Here is a 22,521-nt window from a genome sequence, read left to right as displayed (position 1 = left end):
GCAGATGCCCGCAGCGCGGTGATCGCGGCACCCCAGCGGCGCCGATGGTCGCACGGCTGCGTCGATCAGGCTGCGCTGCGCCCGCTTCGTAGCGCCCGCTTCGTAGCGCCGGTGTCGTTGCTCCCACCTAGATAGTGCCCACCTGGATGCCCCGCTGGCTGATCTGATCCCCAAAGGAACAGATTGCCTTGCGGGGCATTCTTCATTTTCTGATCCCTTGAATGCCAAGAGTCGTCAAAACCTAGGGTTTCTACTGATTTGCATACGTATGCAAGACACTGAAAGTGGTCCCACTCGCTGTTTACACGGCACGCTTTAACCGCACTGCACGGCATGCCACGCAAGTGCTTCCACATCCGGGGCTTTGACTACCATGATCAGATATTTGAAACGCGGCCGCTCGGCCGACGTGAAAACCGGCGACGATGCCAAGGTGCGCGCCACGGTCGAAGGGATCATCCAGCACATCGAGACCAACGGCGACGACGCGGTTCGCGAGTACAGCCGCAAGTTCGATAATTGGGAGCCGGCCGACTTCCGGTTATCGCAAGCCGACATTGAGGCGGCCCGCCGCCAGTTGTCTGCCCGCGAAATCGAAGACATCACCTTCGCGCAAGCACAGATCCGCAAGTTTGCGCAGATCCAGCGCGATTCGATGCAGGACGTGGAAGTGGAAACGCACCCCGGTGTGGTGCTGGGCCACAAGCACATTCCCGTGAATGCAGTGGGTTGCTACATCCCCGGCGGCAAGTATCCGATGCTGGCCTCGGCCCACATGAGCGTGCTGACCGCGAAGGTGGCCGGCGTGAAGCGTGTGGTGGCCACCGCACCGCCTTACCAAGGCAAGCCCCATCCTGCGATCGTGACGGCCATGTCCATGGCCGGTGCCGATGAGATCCTCGTGCTGGGCGGCGTACAGGCCGTGGTCGCGATGGCGGTGGGCACGCCCAGCGTGCCGGCCGTGGATATGCTGGTGGGCCCGGGCAATATGTATGTCGCCGAAGCCAAGCGACAGTTGTATGGCCGCGTGGGCATCGATCTCTTTGCCGGCCCGACCGAAACCCTGGTCATCGCCGATGACAGCGTCGACGGTGAACTGTGCGCCGTCGACCTGCTCGGGCAGGCCGAGCATGGCCCCACCTCGCCCTGCATCCTGCTCACGAACAGCGAACAACTGGCGCGCGACACGCTGGCCGAAATCGACCGCCAGCTGACCATTCTGCCCACGGCCGACATGGCCGCCATAAGCTGGGCGGATTGCGGCGAAGTGATCGTGTGCGATACGTACGAAGAAATGCTGCAGGTGGCCGACGATCTGGCCTTCGAGCACGTGCAGGTGATGACGCGCGATCCGGACTACTTTCTTGCGCACATGACGAACTACGGCGCCCTCTTCCTCGGGCCCCGCACCAATGTGAGCTACGGCGACAAAGTGATCGGCACCAATCACACGCTGCCCACCAACCGCGCCGCGCGCTACACGGGCGGGCTTTGGGTAGGCAAGTTCCTGAAGACTTGCACCTACCAACGCGTGCTCACCGATGAAGCCAGCGTGACGATCGGCGAATACGGTTCACGGTTGTGCCACATGGAAAATTTTTCGGGCCATGGCGAACAGGCCAATATCCGCGTGCGCCGCTACGGCAACCGCCCGGATCTGCCCTGGTACGAACCGATCGAGGCGCGCGGATGATCACATTGCCTCAAGGGCCGAGCTTTCGGCTCGATGGCCGCCGCGCGTTGGTCACGGGCGGCAGCGGCGGCATCGGTCTGGCCGCCGCGGTGGCGCTTGGCCGCGCGGGTGCACACGTTACGGTGGTGGCCCGGCGCGCGCCCGAACTTCACGCGGCGTGCGACGCCATGCGCGCGGACGGCATCGCTTGCGACCCGCTGGTGCTGGACGTGACGGACTGCGCAGCGGTCGACCGGGAAGTTGCCGAACGCGAGCCCTTCGATATCCTCATCAACAACGCCGGGATGAACCGGCCCAAGCCGATGGTGGACTTGAGCAATGGCGATATAGACGCCGTGCTCGAACTGAATGTGAAAGCCACGTTCTATACCAGCCGTGCCGTGGCGCGCCGCCTGATCGCCGCCGGCAAGCCCGGTTCGATCATCACCATCTCCTCGCAGATGGGCCATGTGGGCAGCCCGGGGCGCACCCTTTACTGTGCCAGCAAGCATGCGGTAGAGGGCATGACGAAGGCGCTCGCCTGGGAACTTGGGCCGCAGCAAATCCGCGTGAATACGCTTTGCCCCACCTTCATTGAAACCGCCATGACGGCGCCCATGTTCGAGGCGCCCGATTTCCGGCGCTGGGTGTGCGACCGCATCGCACTCGGCCGTGTGGGGCAGGTGAGCGAAGTCATGGGCGCGGTGGTGTTTCTGGCGAGCGACGCCGCCAGCCTGATGACCGGCAGCGCGCTCATGCTGGATGGCGGCTGGAGCGCCGCATGAAAAGTGCGCCGCGTGCGCAGGATGTGGCCGACCTGGCGATGGTGTCGCAGTCGGCTGTGAGCCGCACGTTCACACCCGGGGCCAGCGTGTCCGAAGAGACGCGCCGCAAGGTACTGGCTGCCGCGCAAAAGCTCGGCTACCGTCCGAACGCCTTGGCACGCAGCTTGATCACCCGCCGCAGTCACATCGTGGCGCTCGTGATGAGCTATCTCGAAAATCAGTTCTATCCCCTGGTGATCGAAAAGCTCTCGCAGAAGTTGCAGAGCGAGGGCTATCACGTGCTCATGTTCATCGCCGAGATCGACGAGGCTGCCGATGGCGTGCTCGCCGAAATCCTGCAATACCAGGCCGACGGCGTGGTCATGGCCTCCGCCCGGCTCTCGCGCACCCTGGCCGGCAGTTGCGCCGATCTGGGCATTCCGGTGGTGCAGTTCAACCGGATTTCGGATATCGGCGGCTTGGCGCGGCATGCCACCAGTTCCGTCACGTCCGACAACTATGCCGGCGGGCGCATGGCGGCTGAACTTCTGGTCGCACGCGGCTACCGCCGCATCGGTTTTCTTGCGGGGCTGGAAGATTCGTCGACCAGCCGCGAACGCGAGCGCGGCTTCAACGACGCCTTGGCACAAGCCGGCATGACCGTCGCACGCCGCGAGGTTGGCCAGTACAACTTCGATCTCGCCCGCGCCGCCACCCGCCGCCTCTTCGCTCCCGGCTCCGATCTCGATGCGCTCTTTGCCGCCAACGACCACATGGCGATTGCCGCGCTGGATGTGATGCGTCACGAACTCGCGCTCGATGTGCCGAACGACGTGGGCCTGATCGGGTTCGACGACGTACCGCAAGCGGCCTGGGGCGGCTATCGCCTGACGACCGTGCGTCAGGAAGTGGAACCCATGGTGGATGCCACGGTGGCATTGCTCAGCGAGCAGATGCACGGTGTATTGCGCGCACGCGATGTGGTCGTGCCCTGCCTGCTCGTGGAACGGGACACGATTCGGCATGCATGAGGCCATTGGCGATCTGACGTCATCGACCACCCGACCGACACGAACTGACGCCGGTGCGAACCGAGACAAGCGACGACTCAACGCATCAGAGGCGACCCCACACTGGCCGCATGCCACGACTCAACATACAAGACCCGACCAACACATTGACCGTATTCGACAACACAGGACTGGAGCGCCTCTGGCGCCACCAGCCCACCGATTCATTCATGGAGACAAAATAATGACATGGCATCTGATCCGCAGCGCGATCTGCACCGCAGCGCTCGCGCTCGCCGGCCCGCTTGCGCACGCGCAGGCCGCCCCGGCTTGGCCCACCAAACCCATCCGCTACATCGTGCCGTTTTCGCCGGGCGGGGTATCGGATGGTGTGGCACGCTTGATGGCCGAACAATTGAGCACCCGTCTGGGCCAGTCGGTCATCGTGGAAAACAAGCCCGGCGTCTCCGGGCTCGTCGGTACGCAGCAGGTAGCCCGCGCAGAGCCCGATGGCTACACCGTGATGGGCGGCACGATCACCACGCATGCAGTCAATCCCTTCTTCATCAAATCGCTGGGCTATGACCCGGTAAAGGACTTCGTTCCGGTATCGCTCGTGGGCATGGTGAGCAACGCACTCGTGGTGCGGGCCGATAGCCGCTTCAACACCGTGCAGGATGTGATCGATGCCGCGCGCGCCGATCCCGATGGTCTCACCTACGGCTCGGCTGGCGCCGGCACCTCGCAGCATTTGTCGGGCGAGCTGTTTCAGTCGATCTCCAAAACCCGCATGCGTCAGATCATCTACAAAGGCGGCTCGCAAGCGATGGTGGATCTCATCGGCGGCCAGATCGATGTGATCTTCGAAACCGTCGCAGCCGCTCGCCCCATGATCGACGCCAAGCGCGTGAAGGTACTCGGCGTAACGTCGGCCAAACCGCTCGACGATTTGCCGGGCGTGAAGCCCCTGGCCGAACAGGGCTTGCCGGGATTCGAGATGCAGTCGTGGCAAGGCATTTTTGCACCCGCCGGCACGCCCGCTCCCATCGTGGCAAAGATGGCGACCGAGATTGCCGCAGTCGTCAAGATCCCCGAAGTGCGGGCCAAGTTGCTGCAGTTGGGCGTACAGCCGGACGGCCGCGATTCGGCCGCATTCGCCACCTTCCAGCTCGCCGAGATCGAGAAGTGGCGTACCGTGATCAAAGACGCCGGCATCAAGAGCGAATGACAATAGCGCATCAAAAAAGGAGACCCGCATGACCGAACCCCGCTATCCCCTGGACGGCGCCATGCCCGCGATGCTGCGCAGCGGGAAACGCCTGCGCGGCGTCTTCAACGGCTTGCCCAGCCCCGCGATCGTCGAGATGTGCGGCTATGCCGGATTCGATTTCATCATCATCGACAACGAACACGGCAGTGCGGACTTCGGCACCACCGAACACATGCTGCGCGCGGCGCGTGCCAGCGGCATCGTGCCGGTGGTGCGCTGCTTCGAGCGCGATATCCCGCGCATCCTGGACATGGGTGCCAGTGCCGTACAAGTGCCGATGGTCGAAACCGCAGACCAGGCGCAGCGCCTGGTCGACATGGTGCGCTATCCGCCACTGGGCAAGCGCGGCAGCGCCTTCAGCACCCGTGCGGCGGGCTATGGCGCATTCGGCGGCGCGGGTCACACACAGCGCAGCAACGACGGCATCAGCCTGATCGTGATGATCGAAACGCCGGAAGCGATTGCACGCGCCAGTGAGATCGCTGCCGTCGAAGGTGTGGACGCCGTGTTCATCGGGCCCAACGATCTGGCGCATGCGATGGGTCATGGCAGCGACTGGAACGCCCCGCCGGTTCAGGCGGCGATCGCACAAGGTCTGGCGGCAATCGTCGGCGCCGGCAAATGCGCCGGGATCATCGCGTTGACGCCGCAGGACGAAGACAAATACGGCGCACTGGGCGCCTGCTATTTTGCCAACGTGACCACCAGCGTGATTACGAAAGCCCTGGCGCAGGCAGCATCCGCCGGGCGGGACGCCACGCTGCGATATTGAAGCAAAGGGACCGGGCACGCGGCAGGCGTGCGCGCCCAGGTTCATTGCGCACCGCTTACGCCGGAGCGTGCGGCGAAATGAAAGGCGGCCCAACACATACGCAGGCCGCCCCCATTCCTCTGTTCAAGCCATGCTGGCTGGCACTACACCAGCACGCGCTCGATGCCGCCTTCATTGGCGTGACGCACGTAGTCTTCCATCCACGACGCACCCAGCACATGGCGCGCCATTTCGACCACGATGTAGTCGGCCTGCGCGGCGGTATCGCCTTCATAGCGCGACAAGCCTTGCAGGCATGACGGGCATGACGTGAGCACTTTGATGTCGCCGCCATGGCCGGTCGCGCGCACCTGGTCGATGTTCTTCTGCATTTCCTCTTCCTTGCGGAAGCGGATCTGCGTCGAGATATCGGGCCGGGTCACCGCCAGCGTGCCGGATTCACCGCAGCACCGGTCGCTTTTGATGGTTTCTTCGCCCACCAGCGCCCGCACCGTTTTCATCGGCTCCTGCAGCTTCATGGGGGTGTGACAGGGATCGTGGTACATGTACCGCACGCCGTTCACACCCTCGAGCTTCATGCCCTTTTCGAGCAGGTACTCGTGGATGTCGATCAAGCGGCAGCCGGGGAAAATCTTCTCGAATTCATAACCCGAGAGCTGGTCGTAGCAGGTGCCGCAGCTCACGACCACCGTCTTGATATCGAGGTAGTTGAGCGTATTGGCCACGCGGTGGAACAGCACCCGGTTATCGGTAATGATCTGCTCGGCCTTGTCCGTCATGCCGTTGCCGCGTTGCGGATAGCCACAGCACAGATAACCCGGCGGCAGCACCGTTTGCACGCCGGCATGCCAGAGCATGGCCTGCGTGGCCAGGCCGACCTGCGAAAACAGCCGCTCCGATCCGCAACCCGGGAAATAGAACACCGCTTCGGTTTCCGAGCTGGTGGTCTTGGGATTGCGGATGATCGGCACGTAGTTCGCGTCTTCGATATCCAGCAACTTGCGCGCGGATTGCTTGGGCAGTCCACCCGGCATCTTCTTGTTGACGAAGTGCACGATCTGCTCGCGCAACGGCGCGCGGCCCACGGTCGAAGGCGGTGCCTTGGTCTGCTTCTTGGCAAAGCCGGCCAGCAGGTCATGCGCCGCGCGCTGTACCTTGTAGCCGACGCCCACCATCGCCTGACGCGTGGCGTTGATCGTGGTGGGGTCCTTCGCGTTCAGGAAGAACATCGCCGCCGTGGTGCCGGGGTTGAATGACTTCTGCCCCATGCGGCGCAGCAACGCGCGCATCTGCATCGACACATCGCCGAAGTCGATATCGACCGGACAGGGGTTGTAGCACTTGTGGCATACCGTGCAGTGATCGGCCACGTCTTCAAACTCTTCCCAATGCTTCAGGCTCACGCCGCGCCGGGTTTGCTCTTCATACAGGAAGGCTTCGATCAGCAGCGAGGTCGCCAGAATCTTGTTGCGCGGCGAGTACAGCAGGTTGGCGCGCGGCACGTGCGTGGCGCACACCGGCTTGCACTTGCCGCAACGCAAGCAATCCTTCACCGCATGCGAAATCGCGCCGATCTCGCTCTGCTGCATGATGAGCGATTCGTGGCCCATCAGGTTGAAGCTGGGCGTCCAGGCGTTGCGCAAATCCGCACCGGGCATGAGTTTGCCGGCGTTGAAGTGATTGTTCGGATCGACGCGCCGCTTATAGGCCTGGAACGGCGCCAGCTCTTCGGCGGTGAGGAACTCGTACTTGGTCAGACCGATGCCGTGTTCACCCGAAATCACGCCATCCAGATCGCGCGCGATCTGCATGATGCGCACGACCGTTTCGTTGGCCTCCTGCAGCATCTCGTAATCGTCGGAGTTGACGGGAATGTTCGTGTGGACGTTGCCGTCGCCGGCATGCATGTGCAGCGCCACGAACACGCGGCTCTTGAGCACGCGTTGATGCACGGCGCGAATCTCGTCCAGCACGCACTCTCCGGCCGAGCCGGCGAAAATCTGTGTGAACGGCGTAAGCACTTCCGTCTTCCACGACAAGCGGATCGTGCGGTCCTGCACCACGTCGAACACGCGCGCTTGCGGTTGCGCGGCCAGCCGATCGGTAAGCGCATCGCGCAACGGCGTGAGCGCCAACGCCTCGAGGTGCGCGATCAGGTCGGCCAGCGGCACATCCAGATTGTGGAGCAGCCACTGCCATCGGTAGCGCGTTTGCGCCACGAGCGCCACGCCTTGGCGCGCGCCTTCGTCCAGCCACTCGGCGCGTGCATTATCCGACTCGTCGGACGTGTCCACCTTGGCGCGTGGCAACGGCTGCGCAAGCAAGGTATCCAAGGCATCGAGCAATCGCAGCTTGTTGCGCGTGGACAGCTCGATATTGATGCGTTCGATGTGATCGGTGTACTCGCCCATGCGGCCCAGCGGAATCACGACGTCTTCATTGATCTTGAAGGCGTTGGTGTGACGCGCAATGGCGGCCGTGCGGGAACGATCGAGCCAGAAGGTCTTGCGCGCATCGGCGCTTACCGCAACGAAACCCTCGCCATGGCGCGTATTGGCCAGACGCACGACTTCGCTGGCGGCGGCCGCCACCGCGCTGTCGTCGTCGCCCACGATGTCGCCGATCAACACCATCTTCGGCAACACGCCGCGCTTGCTCTTCGTGGCGTAGCGCACCGCGCGCAGATAGCGCTCGTCCAGATGCTCCAGGCCGGCAAGGATGGCACCACGCTCGCGGCCCGCGCCATCCAGATAACTTTTGATTTCGACGATCGACGGAATCGCGTCGCGCGCCTGGCCGAAAAACTCCATGCACACCGTGCGCGTGTGCTTCGGCATGCGATGCAGCACCCAAGTGGCCGACGTAATAAGGCCGTCGCAGCCCTCTTTCTGCACGCCGGGCAAGCCAGCGAGAAACTTGTCGGTCACATCCTTGCCCAGGCCTTCCTTGCGGAACTTGCGGCCCTCGATGGTGAGGGTTTCGCGCTTGAGCGGGGTCTGCCCCGGCTTGTGACGGCCATCCGACCAGGCGAGCTCGAACTGCACGCTTTCCACATCATGGATCTTGCCCATGTTGTGGGCCAGTCGCGTGACGTCGAGCCAGTTGCCGTCGGAATCGACCATGCGCCAGCTGGCGAGGTTGTCCAACGCGGTGCCCCACAGCACGGCTTTCTTGCCGCCTGCATTCATGGCCACGTTACCGCCCACGCACGACGCTTCGGCCGAGGTGGGGTCCACGGCAAACACGAAACCCGCCCGCTCGGCGGCTTCGGACACCCGCTTGGTGACCACACCGGCACCGGTATGAATCACGGCCACGGGCTCGGTAAGCCCCGGCAACGTACAGGACTCGACCGCGCCGATCGCGTCGAATTTCTCGGTATTGATCACCACCGACTTCCACGTGAGCGGAATCGCCCCGCCCGTATAGCCGGTGCCGCCCCCACGCGGAATGATGGTCAGATCGAGTTCGATACAGGCACGCACCAGTGCAGCGATCTCGTCTTCACGATCGGGCGTGAGCACCACAAAGGGGTACTCGACGCGCCAGTCGGTCGCGTCCGTCACGTGGGACACGCGCGACAGGCCATCGAACTTGATGTTGTCTTTATGGGTAATGCGACCCAGCGCCTTGAGCGTCTGGCGGCGCAAGCCATCGGTCGTGGCAAAGCTGTTCTCGAACGCCGTGACCGCACCGTGCGCCCGCTGCAGCAAGGCCACCACGCGCTCATCGCGCATCGCATCGGCTTGCGGGCCGTGATCCACGCCGCTTCCGCGACGCTTGTCGATCTCGTTCAAACGGTGATGCAGCGCTTCGATCAGTTGCTTGCGGCGCTTGGGATTATCGAGCAGGTCGTCCTGCAGGTACGGATTGCGTTGCACGACCCAGATGTCGCCCAGCACTTCGTACAGCATTCGCGCCGACCGCCCCGTGCGGCGCTCGCCCCGGAGGTCCGACAACAACTGCCAGGCATCGATGCCGAGCAACCGCGTCACGATCTCGCGATCGGAGAGCGACGTGTAGTTGTAGGGGATTTCACGCAAGCGCGACTGCGATGCGGGCGAGATGGCCTCGGTCAGGAGGTGGCTGGCGACGGGGGCATTCATGAGGGGAGCAGAGTGAGGGCTCTTAAAGCGGTAGTTTAAGGCAAGGGACGCCGCGATGACGGGTTTTCCCTGGGAAACCCCGATTTTTCATGCCAAATGTAGCGTCGGCGGCCTCACAAGGGCCTGAAATAGCGGCTTCTGCAAGGGCGGCGCACGATGCAACAGGGCGGCTTTCCGACTGGCGCCATATCCCACCGCGTTATAAGACCCGCCTCGTTTTGGTGCCGGAACATATAAGCAAAACCGCGGGGTCGCTCGAACCCAATGCCGCCTGAGCCATCCTGTTTCTATGCGCCGGGAGACTTTCATGCATCGGGAACCGTTATCCGCCGGCAAACTTTCATGCAGTTGGAAACGTTTTGCACCGGCAAACTTTCATGCGCTCGGAAACAACCAGAGCAGGCCACCGGTCATCACCACATAGCGTCCGAATTTGCCGATTGTCATGTAGATGACGCTGGGCCAAAAGCGCAGTTGCAGCCAACCCGCTACCGCGCACAGCGGGTCGCCGATCACCGGCAACCAGGCCAGCAACAAGGCCGGAGGCCCGGCACGATCGAGCCAGGCATGACTGCGCTGATGCCACCGTCCGCCAGGGGCCACAGCAGTCTGTGCCGCCGTTGCTGCCGATGCTGCTGGCGCTGCCGATGCCGCTGATGCGTCTCCGGTGTGCGTTGCGGCCGCATCGCGATGACGAATGCGGTCGGCGGCGCGCTTGGCCGCCCATCCCATGCCATACGTAATCACGCCGCCGATCGTATTGCCGGCCGTGGCGATCAGCACCGCCGGCCAGAACATATCGGGCGCGACCTTGATATAGGCAAACACGGCCGGTTCGGAGCCCAGCGGCAGCAACGTGGCCGACACCAACGCGATCACGAAAATCGCGGACAACCCGACCTGCGGCAAGGCCAGATAGGCCAGTGCACTCTGTATGAACGCCAGCAGCGAAGCTTCCATCACGCCATCCGTAAATCGGTCCGATAAGTGCGTAAAACCGCGCTCGGCCCATCAAGAGCGCTATGGTAATCTGCCCGGCTGCCGGTTCCCCCCTTCTTAGTGTCGTCCATGTCCACCGATTACCTCAAACGCATTCTTACGTCTAAGGTGTACGACGTCGCCGTCGAATCGCCGCTCGAGCTCGCCCCGCTGCTTTCGCAACGGTTCGGCAATTCGATTTACTTCAAGCGCGAAGATACGCAAGCGGTCTTCAGCTTCAAGTTGCGCGGTGCTTACAACAAGATGGCGAACTTGCCGCCAGCTGCGCTCGCGCGCGGCGTAATCGCGGCATCGGCGGGCAACCATGCACAAGGGGTGGCGCTGTCGGCCAAGCGGCTGGGTTGCCGCGCCGTGATCGTGATGCCCACCACCACGCCACAGGTCAAGATCGAGGCGGTACGCCGCATGGGCGGCGAAGTGGTGTTGGCCGGCGAAAGCTTTTCCGACGCCTTCACGCATGCGCAAGAACTCGAGCGCGCACAAAAGCTGACGTTCGTGCATCCCTTCGACGATCCCGATGTGATCGCCGGCCAGGGCACGATCGGCATGGAAATCCTGCGCCAGCATCCCGGCCAGATCGACGCGATTTTCGCCGCGATAGGTGGCGGCGGTCTGATATCCGGCGTGGCTGCCTACATCAAGCAATTGCGGCCCGACATCAAAATCATCGGCGTGCAAACTGAAGATTCGGATGCAATGCTGCGCAGCGTGCGCGCAGGCCGCCGTGTCATGTTGACCGACGTCGGTCTGTTTTCGGACGGCACGGCAGTTAAGCAGGTCGGCGTCGAAACGTTCCGGCTCGTTCGTCAGTACGTGGACGATTTCGTGGTCGTGAACACCGACGCCATCTGCGCGGCAATCAAGGATGTGTTTCAGGAAACGCGCAGCGTGCTCGAGCCCGCCGGCGCACTGGCCATCGCCGGCGCGAAGAAATACGTCACTGAAAACAAGTGGAAGAACAAAACCGTCGTCGCCATCGCGTGCGGCGCGAACATGAACTTCGATCGCCTGCGCTTCGTATCCGATCGGGCCGAAGTGGGCGAGATGCGCGAAGCGGTTTTCGCCGTCTCGATGCCCGAGCAACGCGGCAGCTTCCGGCGCCTGTGCGAATTGGTGGGCGATCGCAGCGTGACCGAATTCAACTACCGCATTTCGGACGCCGATCGTGCGCATGTATTCGTGGGCATTCAGGTGTCGTCGGCCGCAGAGCCGGCCAAGATAGCCAGCACGCTGCGCCGTCACGGATTCGATACGCTCGACCTCACCCACGACGAAATGGCCAAGACCCATTTGCGTCACATGGTGGGCGGGCGCTCGGGACTGGCCTCCAACGAACTGCTTTATCGCTTCGAGTTCCCGGAACGCCCGGGCGCGTTGATGCGCTTTTTGAACGCCATGAATCCGGATTGGAACATCAGCCTGTTTCACTATCGCAATCAGGGTGCCGACTACGGCCGCATCCTCGTTGGCATCCAGGTGCCGCCGTCGGACAAGAAGCAATTCAAGGCGTTCGTTTCAGATCTGGGTTATCCCAACTGGAACGAGACCGACAACCCGGCGTACAAGCTGTTTCTGTAGCGTTGAATGGCCGACGCGTTCAATGGCAGACGCGTTGAATGGCTGAAGCGCTGAATGCCTAAGCGCTGAATGCCTAAGCGCTGAATGACCTTAAAACCGTCTCTGGCCAGGAGACGGTTTTGCATTGAACCTGCGCTAGCGCCTGCGATCAGAACGCGTGGCGCATGCCCACACCGAAGGATTGCCCCTTCGCGTTATCCACGAACGCGTAGTTTGTGGTGTAAGCGCCATAGGCATACAGATCCGTGCGCTTGGACAGCGCGTGCTTGTAGCCCAAGGCATACACGCTGAACGTGGAATCGCCACCCGTCAGCTTTTTGTTGTTGGCCGTGGCGCGCTGCCACGAGCCATAGACCTCATTGGCGCCAAACGGAATGGCCACACCCAACATCGTCGCGTGTGAACGGAAGCCATTGGCCAGGGCGAAGTCGCCCCAACGCGCTTTCGGCTCTTGCATGCCGCCAATGCCGCCGCTATCCGGATCGAATGCCACATCGCTGCCGAACGGCATGCGGCCCAGGTTTTTCGTGCCCAGCCAACCGTCGCGCGTGTTGCTGTAGGCGGCACTCAAGCGGAAAACTTCGAAGTCGTACACACCGCCCACCATGAACGCCTGCAGACGCGCCTCGGCCTTGCCGGGTCGGCCATCGTCCCGATCGTTCGTGGCGTTGTTGCGCGGATTGAGGCGATCGTAGGTGGCAACCATCGTGAAGGGGCCCGACGCATACTTGAGCCCGGCAGTGAACAGGCGCGTGCTGTTTGCCGTGGCAAAAGCTTCGTCGCCTTCGTTCATGCCATCGTCCACCTGGAACGAGTAGCCGGTCATGATTTCGAAGCCGTTGATATTGGGGGTGTGGTACGACACCATGTTGTCGCCGCGCACCGAGACGCCCATGACGGTATCCACACCCGACACACCGTAAGCCGTACCGAAGGGATCGATCGTTCCCAGGTACTTGTCGCCACCGTTGCCCTGGCGGCCCACGCGCAACTCGCCCCAGCTCGAATTGCCCAGACCCACCCAGGCGTCGCGCCCGAACAGGCGGCCGCCCTGCCCCGATTGACCATTCAACGTGTTGAATCCGGATTCGAGTTTGAAGTTGGCGTAGCTGCCGTTGCCCAGGCCGTGCGTACCGCGCATGCCGAACCGCGAGCCGCTCAGCACGCCGCCGATGGCACCGGTGCGGCTTTGATGCACGCGGCCGTTGGCCACGCGCGGCGCGTTCAGATTCGCGCGCGGCGCGTAGGTATCGAAGGACACGCGCTCGTGCCCGACGCCGGCGTCCAGAATGCCATAGAGCGTGATGGCGGATTCTTGCGCGGATGCGGTGGCGGCACCCGCCAGGCCCGCTGCTGCCAATGCCACGCCCAGCGCGCGTTTCGTCCAGATTTTTTGCATGATGTCGCCCTTGATGGTGATCGAAAAAGACTGTTGATCTCCGGCCTTGACCGGGTGAATTCAAGTCTCTTTCGCACCGCCTGGGAGCGGTGTGGCAAGCCCACATTCTCAGACTGATTCACGGGGGCTGGCGTCTGCCAAACCCCGCAATCAGTTGCTTTTCGCCCACATCGAACGCGGCATGCGCCATTGCGCGCAAGGCCCATGCGGCACCGGTCGCGTCGTCCATATCTCGGCACGTCGCCCGCCACATCGCGGCCGGCTCGCGGCATACAATCACGCTCTCGTCGCGGTCCCCATCCGATCGCCATCCAACACACAGGCCACGCGTGGAAGACGTCCAACTCAACGACATTGCCGTTTTCGTCGAAGTCGCCAAACTAGGAAATTTCAGCCACGCCGCGCAGGCGCTCGGCCTGCCGACCACGACCGTGTCCAAGCGCGTGACGGAGCTCGAGCAAGCGATCGGAATGAAGTTGTTGACGCGCAGCACCCGGCGCCTGACGCTTACGGAGGCCGGCACGCTGTACTTCGAGCGCTGCAGGCATATCGTCGACGAAGCGCGCGTGGCGCACGATCAGTTGCTGACGATGGCGGTGCAGCCCAAGGGCCGGTTGCGCATCTCGATCCCGACCAGCCTGGCGCAGTTGTTCCTGCCCGCCGTCATCGGACCGTTTACCGAAACGTATCCTGAGATCGAATGCGATCTCGACCTGAGCATGCGGCCCATCGATCCGATCAGCAATCCATTCGATCTGGTGTTGCGGTTCGGCCAGCAGCCCGATTCCACGCTGATCTCACGACAACTCGTGTTGATGCAGCATCATCTGTTCGCGGCGCCCGCGTATCTTGAACGCTATGGGGAGCCGCGCGTGCCGTCCGATCTCGCACATCACGAGTGTCTGCGCCCCGACATGACCGATGCGTATTCGTACTGGATGCTGCATTCGGGCGCACAGGTGCAGCGCGTCAAGGTCTCGGGACGCCTGGCGGCAAACAACATCGGGGTAAGCGGCCGCATAGCGGGCCAAGGCTTGGGCATCACGCCGCTGCCGGTGTTCGCGGCGATGGAACGCGCGATTGCCAACGGTGGGCTGGTGCGGGTGTTGCCGGAATGGAGCTTGACGCCGATCCCGCTTTTCGCGCTGCTGCCGTCACGCACGCCGCCCGCCAAGACGCGCGCGTTTCTGGATTTCATCCAGCCGCGCCTGACGGAAAGCACAGCGTAGCGCGACGTTGGAAGGCATGCTGCGCGCACGGCCGTCACATGACGGCGCGAGGTGATGCGCCGCCGTGCAACCAGCGTGGCAGGATCAGGGTGCGTCGTTGGTAAAGCTGCACACCGAGAACAGGGGCGTACCCGTTTTCGCAATCGCTTCCGAGCCGCCGAGTTCCGGCAGATCGATGATCGACGCGGCTTCGACCACGTTGGCGCCCAACCGCTGCAGGAGCTTGATCGCGGCGATCATGGTGCCGCCGGTCGCAATCAGATCGTCGACCAGCAGCACGCGTTGGCCCGTGCGCACCGAATCGGCATGCATCTCCACCGACGCATTACCGTACTCGAGCGTGTAATCCTCGGTGACCGTGCGCGAGGGCAACTTGCCCTTCTTGCGTACGGGAACGAAACCCAGGTTCAGTTCATAGGCCAACACGCTGCCGACGATGAAGCCGCGCGCATCGACGCCCGCCACCACATCGAGTCGTTGCCGCATATATCGATAAACGAATAGATCGATAAGCACGCGAAAGGTGCGCGGGTCCTGGAGCACCGGGGTGATGTCGCGAAACGTGACGCCGGGTTTGGGCCAATCGGACACGCTGCGAATGGTGCGTCGAATCAGTTCGACGTTGTCGGTCTGCATGAAAATGCGGCCTGGGAGAATGAAGCAGGGGCAACTATAACCGCGCCGCCGCGCTTAGACCAGATTTCCGTCCATCAATCGCAACACGCGATGCACCGCACCCGCCGGCAGCGCGGCATGGGTGGCCAGGATGACCGTGCGACCGCTCGCCGCCGTCGCCAGATCGGTGAGGAAGGTCTGTTCGGTAACGTCGTCCAGGCCCACGGTCGGCTCGTCCAGCACCAATACAGGTGCCGGCGAAAGCAGCGCACGCGCGAGACACAAGCGGCGCGCCTGCCCGGCCGAGAGCGAACCGCCCGACTCGTCGGTCCAGGTGTCCAGGCCCTGTGGCAGCGTGCGCACAAAATCACCCAGCCGGGCCGCATCGAGCACCCGCCATAGATCCGCTTCGCCGGCCGCGCCGTTGCCCACCAGCAGATTGGTGCGCAAGGTGCCCAGAAAGATCGGCGCATCCTGTGTGAGCAGCGCGAAACGCCGATGCACCTCGGCCTGAGCGGCATCACGCAAGTCGCGGCCTGCGTAGCGCACCGCGCCCGCGGTGGGGTCTTCCAGACGCATCAAGAGATTGAGCAACGTCGATTTACCGGAACCGCTGGCGCCCCGCAACGCCACTCGTTCGCCGGCATCGATCTGCAACGACACTTGGTGCAGCACCCGCTGCGGCGGCAGCGACCCGCGCGCCGGGTAGGCGTAATCGACACCGTCGAGCACGATGGCCCCTTGCGCCGGGAGGGCCTGCGGCTGTGCGGGATCGCGCGGATCGTCACCGGCCTGCAGCACGGCGTCGATGCGTTCGGCGGCGGCACGCGCCGCGCCCAGCCGCGCCGCGCCGCGCACCACCGCACCCACCGATTCGAAATACGCCATCGTGGCGAAGACCAGGCCAGCCATCAAGGCACCGCTCAATGTGCCGTCGCGTACGGCATCGATCCCCGCGACCAGCACCGTCAGTGTGGCGGCACCCGCCACCAGATGCGCCAGGGCGTGCCCATTGACGGCCAATCCAGCCAGGCGCTTGCGCGCCGCCGCGGCCTGTGCGCACTGCGCCGCAAATCGCGCTTGCGTGTCGGTCAAGGCGCCCAGCCCCAACAAGGCATCGTGGCCTTCGACCAGATCGAGTACTTCCGTGCGCAATGCGCCGGCCTGGGCCTGCGCGTCGCGGCCCGGACGACGCGATGCTGAAACGAGCAGCATCGGAGTACCCAGCACGACTGCCAGCGCCAAGCCGGCAAAGATCGGCGCGGCGGCCGGGGTCCAGGCATGCAGCACGGCCGTCATCACGGCGCCCGACAGCAGCGCGGTCACCAAAGGGACCGCCACGAACAAGAACACGGCATCGAGCGCATCCACGTCGCCCGTAAGGCGCGCGACCAGATCGCCGCCGCGAAAAGCGGCAAGTTTGCGCGGCGAGCGCTGCAACGCATTGTCGAACACGCGTTGACGCAGATCGGCAAGCAGGTGCAGCGTGGCGGCATGCCCCACGAGCCGCTCCGAATAGCGCGCGCCGATGCGCACGAACGACAGCATGCGCACGAGCGCCGACGGCACGAAAAGATTGAAGGTGGATAACGCACCCGCCAACGCCGCCCCCGTCAAAAACCACCCAGACACCCCGAGCAGGCCCACGCCGGCGGCCACGGCGATCAACGCCAGGGCCACGGTAGCGGCCAGACGCCCGGCACGCTCGGCATACAAGGGCAACAACCAGCGCCATACTGTTGTCATACGTGCCTCTTGCCGCACTCGGCGGCCGCCGCGCCGCACGCCACGATCCGGCCTGCCGCCAGGGTAACGGTCTGCTGCATGCGCGCAGCGATGGCGGCATCATGCGTGGCCAGGACCAGCGTGCGATGCTCGGCAAATTGCAATAGGTTGTCGATCACCCGCGCCGCCGTCTGCGCATCCAGATGTGCGGTGGGTTCATCGAGAAGAATCAATGCGGGGTCGCGAAGATAAAGCCGCGCCAGCGCGATGCGTTGTGCCTGTCCCCCCGACACGCCGCGCGATCGTGCATCGAGCAAGGTGTTCAACCCATCGGGCAGGTGCCGGGCAAAATCGGTCACACACGCCATGTCGGCGGCATGCCTTACCTGGTCATCGCTCGCGTCAGGCACGCCCACCCTGATATTGTCGGCAATCGAGCCCGCAAGCAGAAAGGGCTTTTGACCGATCCAGGCCACCCGCGATCGCAATGCGCCTTCGTCCCACTTGCTCAGTGCGACGTCATCGAGCCGCACACTGTCGCCATCGGTGCGCAGCCGTGCCAACACCTCCAGCAGCGTCGATTTTCCAGCGCCACTCGCCCCCATCAAGGCGACGTGCTCGCCGGGCGCCACGCTCCATGCGACGTCGCACAGCACCGGCGTGGCGTCAGGCGCGTGCGACACGCGAAGCCCCTCGACCAGCACCGCGGCGCCGCGCGCATTCACAGCGGGACGCACGCCTTCGTGCTGCGCCCGATCCTGAGTGGGCAGCCCCTCGAACATGACGTCGAGTTGGGCGACGGCAGCGCGTGCCGCCGCCCGGTCGTGATAATTCGCGGCAAACTGCCGCAGCGGCGCATAGACCTCAGGCGCCATGAACAAACAGAACATGCCGATGCTCAACGTCAGCGGCGTGCTGCGCAGGTCGAGAAATCCCAGATAACTCAATCCGAAATAGGTGGCCACGCCCGCCACGCCCAGTGCCGCGAAAAACTCCAGCACGGCAGAAGACAGAAATGCAATGCGCAACACCGTCATCGTGCGTTCGCGCAGCGCATGGCTGGCCGCTGCAACGGCCTGACTTTCAGCTTGCGCGCGGCCAAACAATTTAAGGGTGGCTGCACCGCGCAGCCGGTCGGCGAAGAACCCGGTCAACCGCGACATCGCACGTTGATGCCGGCGGCTGGCCGCTTCAGCGCCCCACCCCACCAGCGCCATGAATACCGGGATCAGCGGCGCGGTCACCAGCAGCACCAGCGCCGCCACGATATCAGCGGGCATGAGCACCACCGAAAACGCAATCGGCAACACGGTGGCGGCGATCATCGATGGCAGATAGCGCGCAAAATACCCTTCGATCGCGTCGACTTGATCGACCAGGGCACCGGCGAGTTCGCCCGAGCGCCGGGCCCGCGTCCATCCTGGCCCCAGCGCCGCCAGTCGCGCGAAGAGCGAGGTTCGAATGTCGTACTTGATGGTTTCGGCGGCGCGCGTGCCCGCCCGCTCGCCCGCCCAGTTCAACCCAGTGCGCAGCGCCCACAATGCGGCGACCGTGCCCACACTTCGCCATTCGTCGGCAAGCGGCGCACCGTGCGTCACGACGCGATCGATCACCGCGGCCAGCAGCCAGGCCTGCACCACCAACGCGACGCCGGCAACCAACGGCAGCGCCGTTGCCCATAGCAACGCCCGACGTGCAAGTCGCGCATGACCCGACAGCCACCGCATGTGCACCCGTGCGCGCACCCGCTCGCCCGAATCGGCGGTGGGCACGCGCGTTTCGGCAGCAGGCGCCAGACGCCTGCCGGCGGGCGCGAGCGGTCCCGGCAATGTAGCGATGCGAGGCGCAGCGTGGCTCATACGACTTACTCGTCAGCCGGCGACATCGGGTCGACGGGACGGAAGGGATCGTGTGAATGCCCTTCGCGCAACTCGAACCACATTGCATTCAGAATGCCGAATGCGCAGGCCAGGCTCAAGCCGAGAATCCAAGAGAAGTACCACATGGTGCATGCCTCCTGATCAGTATGCGTGGGGACTGTCGTCCACCGTCGATTGATTGACTTCACCGCGCATCACGCGATACACCCAGGAGGTGTAGACGGTGATGATGGGCAGAAAGAAACACACCGCGAGCAACATGATCCACAACGTCATCAGGCTCGACGACGCATCCCATACGGTGAGGCCGGCACGCGCCTCAAAAGACGACGGCATGATGAAGGGGAACATCGCAAAGCCCACGGTGGCGATCACACCGCCGATCGAGACGGCCGATGCCAGGAACGCCGTGACCCGGGCACGCACTGCCAGGAGCACCGCCGCCAGCAACGCGCCTGCCACGCCGGCGATCGGGCCCAGCCACATGGCCGGATAGGTCGTGAAATTGTTCATCCACGCGCCCGCGCTCACCGCGACGGTTTTGAGCATGGGATTGGCTGGCCCGTGCGGATCGACGGCGCTGGTGATGACGTGACCATCGATACCGTGCGCCACCCACACGCCGCCCAGGGCAAACAGTGCCGCGGTCAACACCGCGAACAGCATTCCCCAGGCGCGCGCCCGCGAGGCGATCGGTTCACCCGTGCGCCACGCCAGCAACACCGCGCCATGCATTGCGAGCATGACCACCGACAGCACGCCTGCAAACAGGGTGAACGGCGTAAAGAGGCTGAAGAAACTGCCGTGCCACATCGGACGCAGACTATTGGCATCCATGCCTATCGGCGTGCCGCCGATCAGATTGCCCATCGCCACACCGAAGACCAGCGCGGCCACCACACCCGAGAAGCACAGCACGCCATCCCAGGTGCGGCGCCAGGTGGGATCCGTCAGCTTGCTGCGATATTTGAAGCCGACCGGACGCAAGATCAGCGCGACCAGCACGAGCATCATCGCCAGATAGAACGCCGAAAACGATGCGGCGTAGATCAACGGCCAGGCGGCAAACAACGCGCCACCCGCAGTGATGAGCCACACCTGGTTGCCTTCCCAGACCGGTCCCACCACGTTGAGCAGAATGCGGCGTTCGCCGTCGTTGCGGCCCAGCACCGGCAACAGCGCCGCCACACCCAGATCGAAGCCGTCCATGACGGCGAAGCCGATCAGCAGCACGCCCATCAGGGCCCACCAGATGACACGCAAGGTGCCGTACTCGAAAGGGATAAGTTGTTCCATGGTTACTCTCGATCAGGATGCGGCGAGCGCGGCGCGCACGGGATCGCGGTCGTCAGGTTGGGCGGCGCCGGCGTCGGTCTTCGGCCCGGCCTTGATGGCCTTCAGGAGAATCCGCGTACCGATGATGAACAGCACCGTGTAGAGCACCAGGAAGATGCTCAGGCTGATCACGAGATCGGTAAACGACAGGCCCGATGCGGCGTAGTACGTGGGCAGCACGCCCTCGATCACCCAGGGCTGGCGCCCGGCTTCGGCCACAAACCAACCGCTTTCAATGGCGATCCACGGCAGCGGCAAGCTCCACACGGCGATCTTGAGCAAACGCGGATGCCCTTCGAGCCGGCCGCGCGAGGCCAGCCAGAACGCCACGCCGAAGAACAGGATCAGGTACATCCCAACGGCCACCATGATGCGGAACGCCCAGAACAGCGGCCCCACGCTGGGCACCGTATCCCAAGCGGCCTTTTCGATGTCGGCTTCGGTCGCCTGCGTAATATCCTCGTGGTAGCGCTTGAGCAACAAGCCGTAGCCCAGGTGCGGCCAGGTTTTATCGAAGATGGCCCGCGCATCGCTATCGGCGGGGTTGGCGCGGATGCGCTGCAATGCTGCGTAGGCCGTGATGCCGTCGCGAATACGATCTTCGGCACGATCGACCAGATCGTGAATGCCCAAGAGCGGTGTGGTCAGCGAGCGCGTGCCGATCAAGCCCATCACATACGGAATCTCGACCGCGAAGTCGTTGTCGCGCTTCTCCTGATTGGGAATGGCGAAAAGGTTGAAGGCGGCGGGCGCAGGCTCGGTGTGCCACATCGACTCCATCGCCGCGATCTTCATTTTCTGATGTTCGGTATTGAGGTAACCGCTTTCGTCACCCAGCACGACCACGGACAGCGCGCCGGCCAGGCCGAAGCTTGCGGCCACGACCATCGAACGCTTGGCCAGATCGATGTGACGGCCACGCAGCAGATACCAGGCACTGACCGACATCACAAACATGGCACCCGCCACATAGCCGGCACTGACGGTATGCACGAACTTGGCTTGTGCAACGGGGTTGAACACCACGGCGGCAAAGTCCGTCATTTCCATGCGCATCGTGTCGGGATTGAACACGGCACCCACCGGATTTTGCATCCAGCCGTTGGCAATCAGAATCCACAGGGCCGAGAAGTTGGTGCCGAATGCCACCAGCCAGGTAACGGTGAGGTGGCCGATCTTCGACAGGCGATTCCAGCCGAAGAAGAACAGGCCCACGAAGGTGGCTTCCAGGAAGAACGCCATCAGGCCTTCCAGCGCCAACGGTGCGCCGAAGACGTCGCCCACGTAATGACTGTAGTAGGACCAGTTCATGCCGAACTGGAATTCCATCACGATGCCGGTGCCCACGCCTAGCGCGAAGTTGATGCCGAACAGCGTGCCCCAGAACATCGTCATCGTTTTCCAGATCTTGCGACCCGTCATGACGTACACACTCTCCATGATGGCGAGCATGAACGACAGCCCCAACGTGAGGGGTACGAAGATGAAGTGGTACATCGCCGTCGCGGCGAACTGCAGCCGCGACAAATTGACGACGTCAAAGTCGATCATGGTTTTTCCTTGTTATGCGCGGCACTGCGGCCGGCGCCTCCGAGCTTGCCTGCGAAGCCCAATACTTTTTGTACGCGCGATCCCAGCTTCATCAGTCCCTGCAGCGTTTCCGGCGGCAGGCGCTGAATTTCGTCGAACCAACCCGTCGAGAGCTCGATCAGTTCCAACATGTCCCGCATGCGCTGTTGCGCATACGCTTCCTTGTCACTGGCGGGCGCCTCGAGCAGGTTTTCGCGCAACAGCGTGAGCGTGGGATCGATCTCGCGCTTGCGTTTCTCTTCCATCAACGTGCGAAAGATCTCCCAAACGTCCTTGGGCGTTTCGAAGTAATCGCGCCGGTCGCCCACCTGATGCCCCATGCGTACCAGACGCCAGGACTGCAATTCCTTCAGACCCATGCTTACGTTCGAGCGCGAAAACCCAAGGGTTTCCGAGATGTCGTCGGCATGCAGCGGCTGTTCGGAAATGAAGAGCAAGGCGTAAATCTGACCAACGGTGCGATTGACGCCCCATCGGCTGCCCATCTCGCCGAAGTGCAAGATGAACCGTTCGTTTTGTGGGCTGAGGGGCATTGTGGGGAGCGTCCGGCAAGCGTTGCGATGTTGAGTTACATTGA

The 22,521-nt window shown here is 63.4% G+C and carries 17 protein-coding genes; 7 read left to right on the top strand and 10 right to left on the bottom strand.

The genetic code is table 11. The features are described 5' to 3' along the window. Positions 1 to 373 precede the first annotated feature (373 nt). From hisD to EYW45_RS12615, 5 genes are all read left to right on the top strand, one after another. The gene (gene hisD / locus EYW45_RS12635; RefSeq protein ID WP_161135762.1) at positions 374 to 1,693 is read left to right on the top strand and encodes a histidinol dehydrogenase; all 1,320 of its coding nucleotides are present in this window, start codon (positions 374 to 376) and stop codon (positions 1,691 to 1,693) included. Further along, positions 1,690 to 2,457, top strand: a complete 768-nt coding sequence (locus EYW45_RS12630; protein WP_161135761.1) for an SDR family NAD(P)-dependent oxidoreductase — start codon at positions 1,690 to 1,692, stop codon at positions 2,455 to 2,457. Before hisD ends, EYW45_RS12630 begins: the two co-directional genes overlap by 4 nt. Beyond that, positions 2,454 to 3,467: a LacI family DNA-binding transcriptional regulator gene (locus EYW45_RS12625; protein ID WP_161135760.1), complete on the top strand. Its 1,014-nt coding sequence runs from the start codon at positions 2,454 to 2,456 to the stop codon at positions 3,465 to 3,467. The genes EYW45_RS12630 and EYW45_RS12625 overlap by 4 nt, the downstream gene beginning before the upstream one ends. A gap of 223 nt (positions 3,468 to 3,690) precedes the next feature. Next, a complete protein-coding gene (locus EYW45_RS12620; RefSeq protein WP_161135759.1) occupies positions 3,691 to 4,674 on the top strand; it encodes a Bug family tripartite tricarboxylate transporter substrate binding protein in 984 nt (327 codons plus the stop codon). 28 nt (positions 4,675 to 4,702) lie between these two features. Next, entirely contained in the window at positions 4,703 to 5,488 is a 786-nt protein-coding gene (locus EYW45_RS12615; protein WP_161135758.1) for an HpcH/HpaI aldolase family protein, read from the top strand. Between the two features lie 143 nt (positions 5,489 to 5,631). On the opposite strand, the gene EYW45_RS12610 is transcribed toward EYW45_RS12615, so the two are convergent. Beyond that, on the bottom strand, positions 5,632 to 9,594 hold the full coding sequence (locus tag EYW45_RS12610) for a DUF3683 domain-containing protein (RefSeq protein ID WP_161135757.1): 3,963 nt from the start codon (positions 9,592 to 9,594) through the stop codon (positions 5,632 to 5,634). Between the two features lie 375 nt (positions 9,595 to 9,969). Beyond that, complete coding sequence (locus EYW45_RS12605) at positions 9,970 to 10,554, bottom strand: YqaA family protein (protein ID WP_161135756.1); 585 nt, start codon at positions 10,552 to 10,554, stop codon at positions 9,970 to 9,972. A 108-nt stretch (positions 10,555 to 10,662) separates the two neighbouring features. Between EYW45_RS12605 and ilvA the strand changes: the two genes are divergently transcribed. Beyond that, positions 10,663 to 12,171 (top strand): threonine ammonia-lyase, biosynthetic, encoded by a 1,509-nt coding sequence (gene ilvA, locus EYW45_RS12600; RefSeq protein ID WP_161135755.1) that lies wholly within the window; start codon positions 10,663 to 10,665, stop codon positions 12,169 to 12,171. A 148-nt stretch (positions 12,172 to 12,319) separates the two neighbouring features. Here ilvA and EYW45_RS12595 read toward each other — a convergent pair whose 3' ends face one another. Further along, positions 12,320 to 13,570, bottom strand: a complete 1,251-nt coding sequence (locus EYW45_RS12595) for a porin (protein ID WP_161135754.1) — start codon at positions 13,568 to 13,570, stop codon at positions 12,320 to 12,322. 329 nt (positions 13,571 to 13,899) lie between these two features. Between EYW45_RS12595 and EYW45_RS12590 the strand changes: the two genes are divergently transcribed. Further along, positions 13,900 to 14,799: a LysR family transcriptional regulator gene (locus EYW45_RS12590; RefSeq protein ID WP_161135753.1), complete on the top strand. Its 900-nt coding sequence runs from the start codon at positions 13,900 to 13,902 to the stop codon at positions 14,797 to 14,799. Positions 14,800 to 14,883: 84 nt separating this feature from the next. Here EYW45_RS12590 and EYW45_RS12585 read toward each other — a convergent pair whose 3' ends face one another. The 7 genes from EYW45_RS12585 to EYW45_RS12555 form a co-directional block, all read right to left on the bottom strand. Continuing rightward, the gene (locus EYW45_RS12585) at positions 14,884 to 15,435 is read right to left on the bottom strand and encodes an adenine phosphoribosyltransferase (RefSeq protein ID WP_161135752.1); all 552 of its coding nucleotides are present in this window, start codon (positions 15,433 to 15,435) and stop codon (positions 14,884 to 14,886) included. Positions 15,436 to 15,489: 54 nt separating this feature from the next. Further along, a complete protein-coding gene (gene cydC, locus EYW45_RS12580) occupies positions 15,490 to 17,160 on the bottom strand; it encodes a thiol reductant ABC exporter subunit CydC (protein WP_161135751.1) in 1,671 nt (556 codons plus the stop codon). Further along, positions 17,157 to 18,866, bottom strand: coding sequence for a thiol reductant ABC exporter subunit CydD (gene cydD / locus EYW45_RS12575; protein WP_161136229.1), 1,710 nt, complete (start codon positions 18,864 to 18,866; stop codon positions 17,157 to 17,159). Before cydD ends, cydC begins: the two co-directional genes overlap by 4 nt. Positions 18,867 to 19,003: 137 nt before the next feature. Continuing rightward, positions 19,004 to 19,144 (bottom strand): cytochrome bd-I oxidase subunit CydX, encoded by a 141-nt coding sequence (gene cydX / locus EYW45_RS12570; RefSeq protein WP_161135750.1) that lies wholly within the window; start codon positions 19,142 to 19,144, stop codon positions 19,004 to 19,006. A 16-nt stretch (positions 19,145 to 19,160) separates the two neighbouring features. Then, on the bottom strand, positions 19,161 to 20,315 hold the full coding sequence (gene cydB / locus EYW45_RS12565; protein WP_161135749.1) for a cytochrome d ubiquinol oxidase subunit II: 1,155 nt from the start codon (positions 20,313 to 20,315) through the stop codon (positions 19,161 to 19,163). 12 nt (positions 20,316 to 20,327) lie between these two features. Next, positions 20,328 to 21,905, bottom strand: coding sequence for a cytochrome ubiquinol oxidase subunit I (locus tag EYW45_RS12560; protein WP_161135748.1), 1,578 nt, complete (start codon positions 21,903 to 21,905; stop codon positions 20,328 to 20,330). Beyond that, the gene (locus EYW45_RS12555; RefSeq protein ID WP_161135747.1) at positions 21,902 to 22,477 is read right to left on the bottom strand and encodes a GbsR/MarR family transcriptional regulator; all 576 of its coding nucleotides are present in this window, start codon (positions 22,475 to 22,477) and stop codon (positions 21,902 to 21,904) included. Before EYW45_RS12555 ends, EYW45_RS12560 begins: the two co-directional genes overlap by 4 nt. Positions 22,478 to 22,521: the final 44 nt, after the last annotated feature.

This window comes from Schauerella aestuarii, from assembly GCF_009866805.1.
Taxonomy (GTDB): Bacteria; Pseudomonadota; Gammaproteobacteria; order Burkholderiales; family Burkholderiaceae_B; genus Schauerella; species Schauerella aestuarii.
Note: the sequence above shows the minus strand (reverse complement) of the source record. Positions and strands in the feature narration are given on the sequence as shown.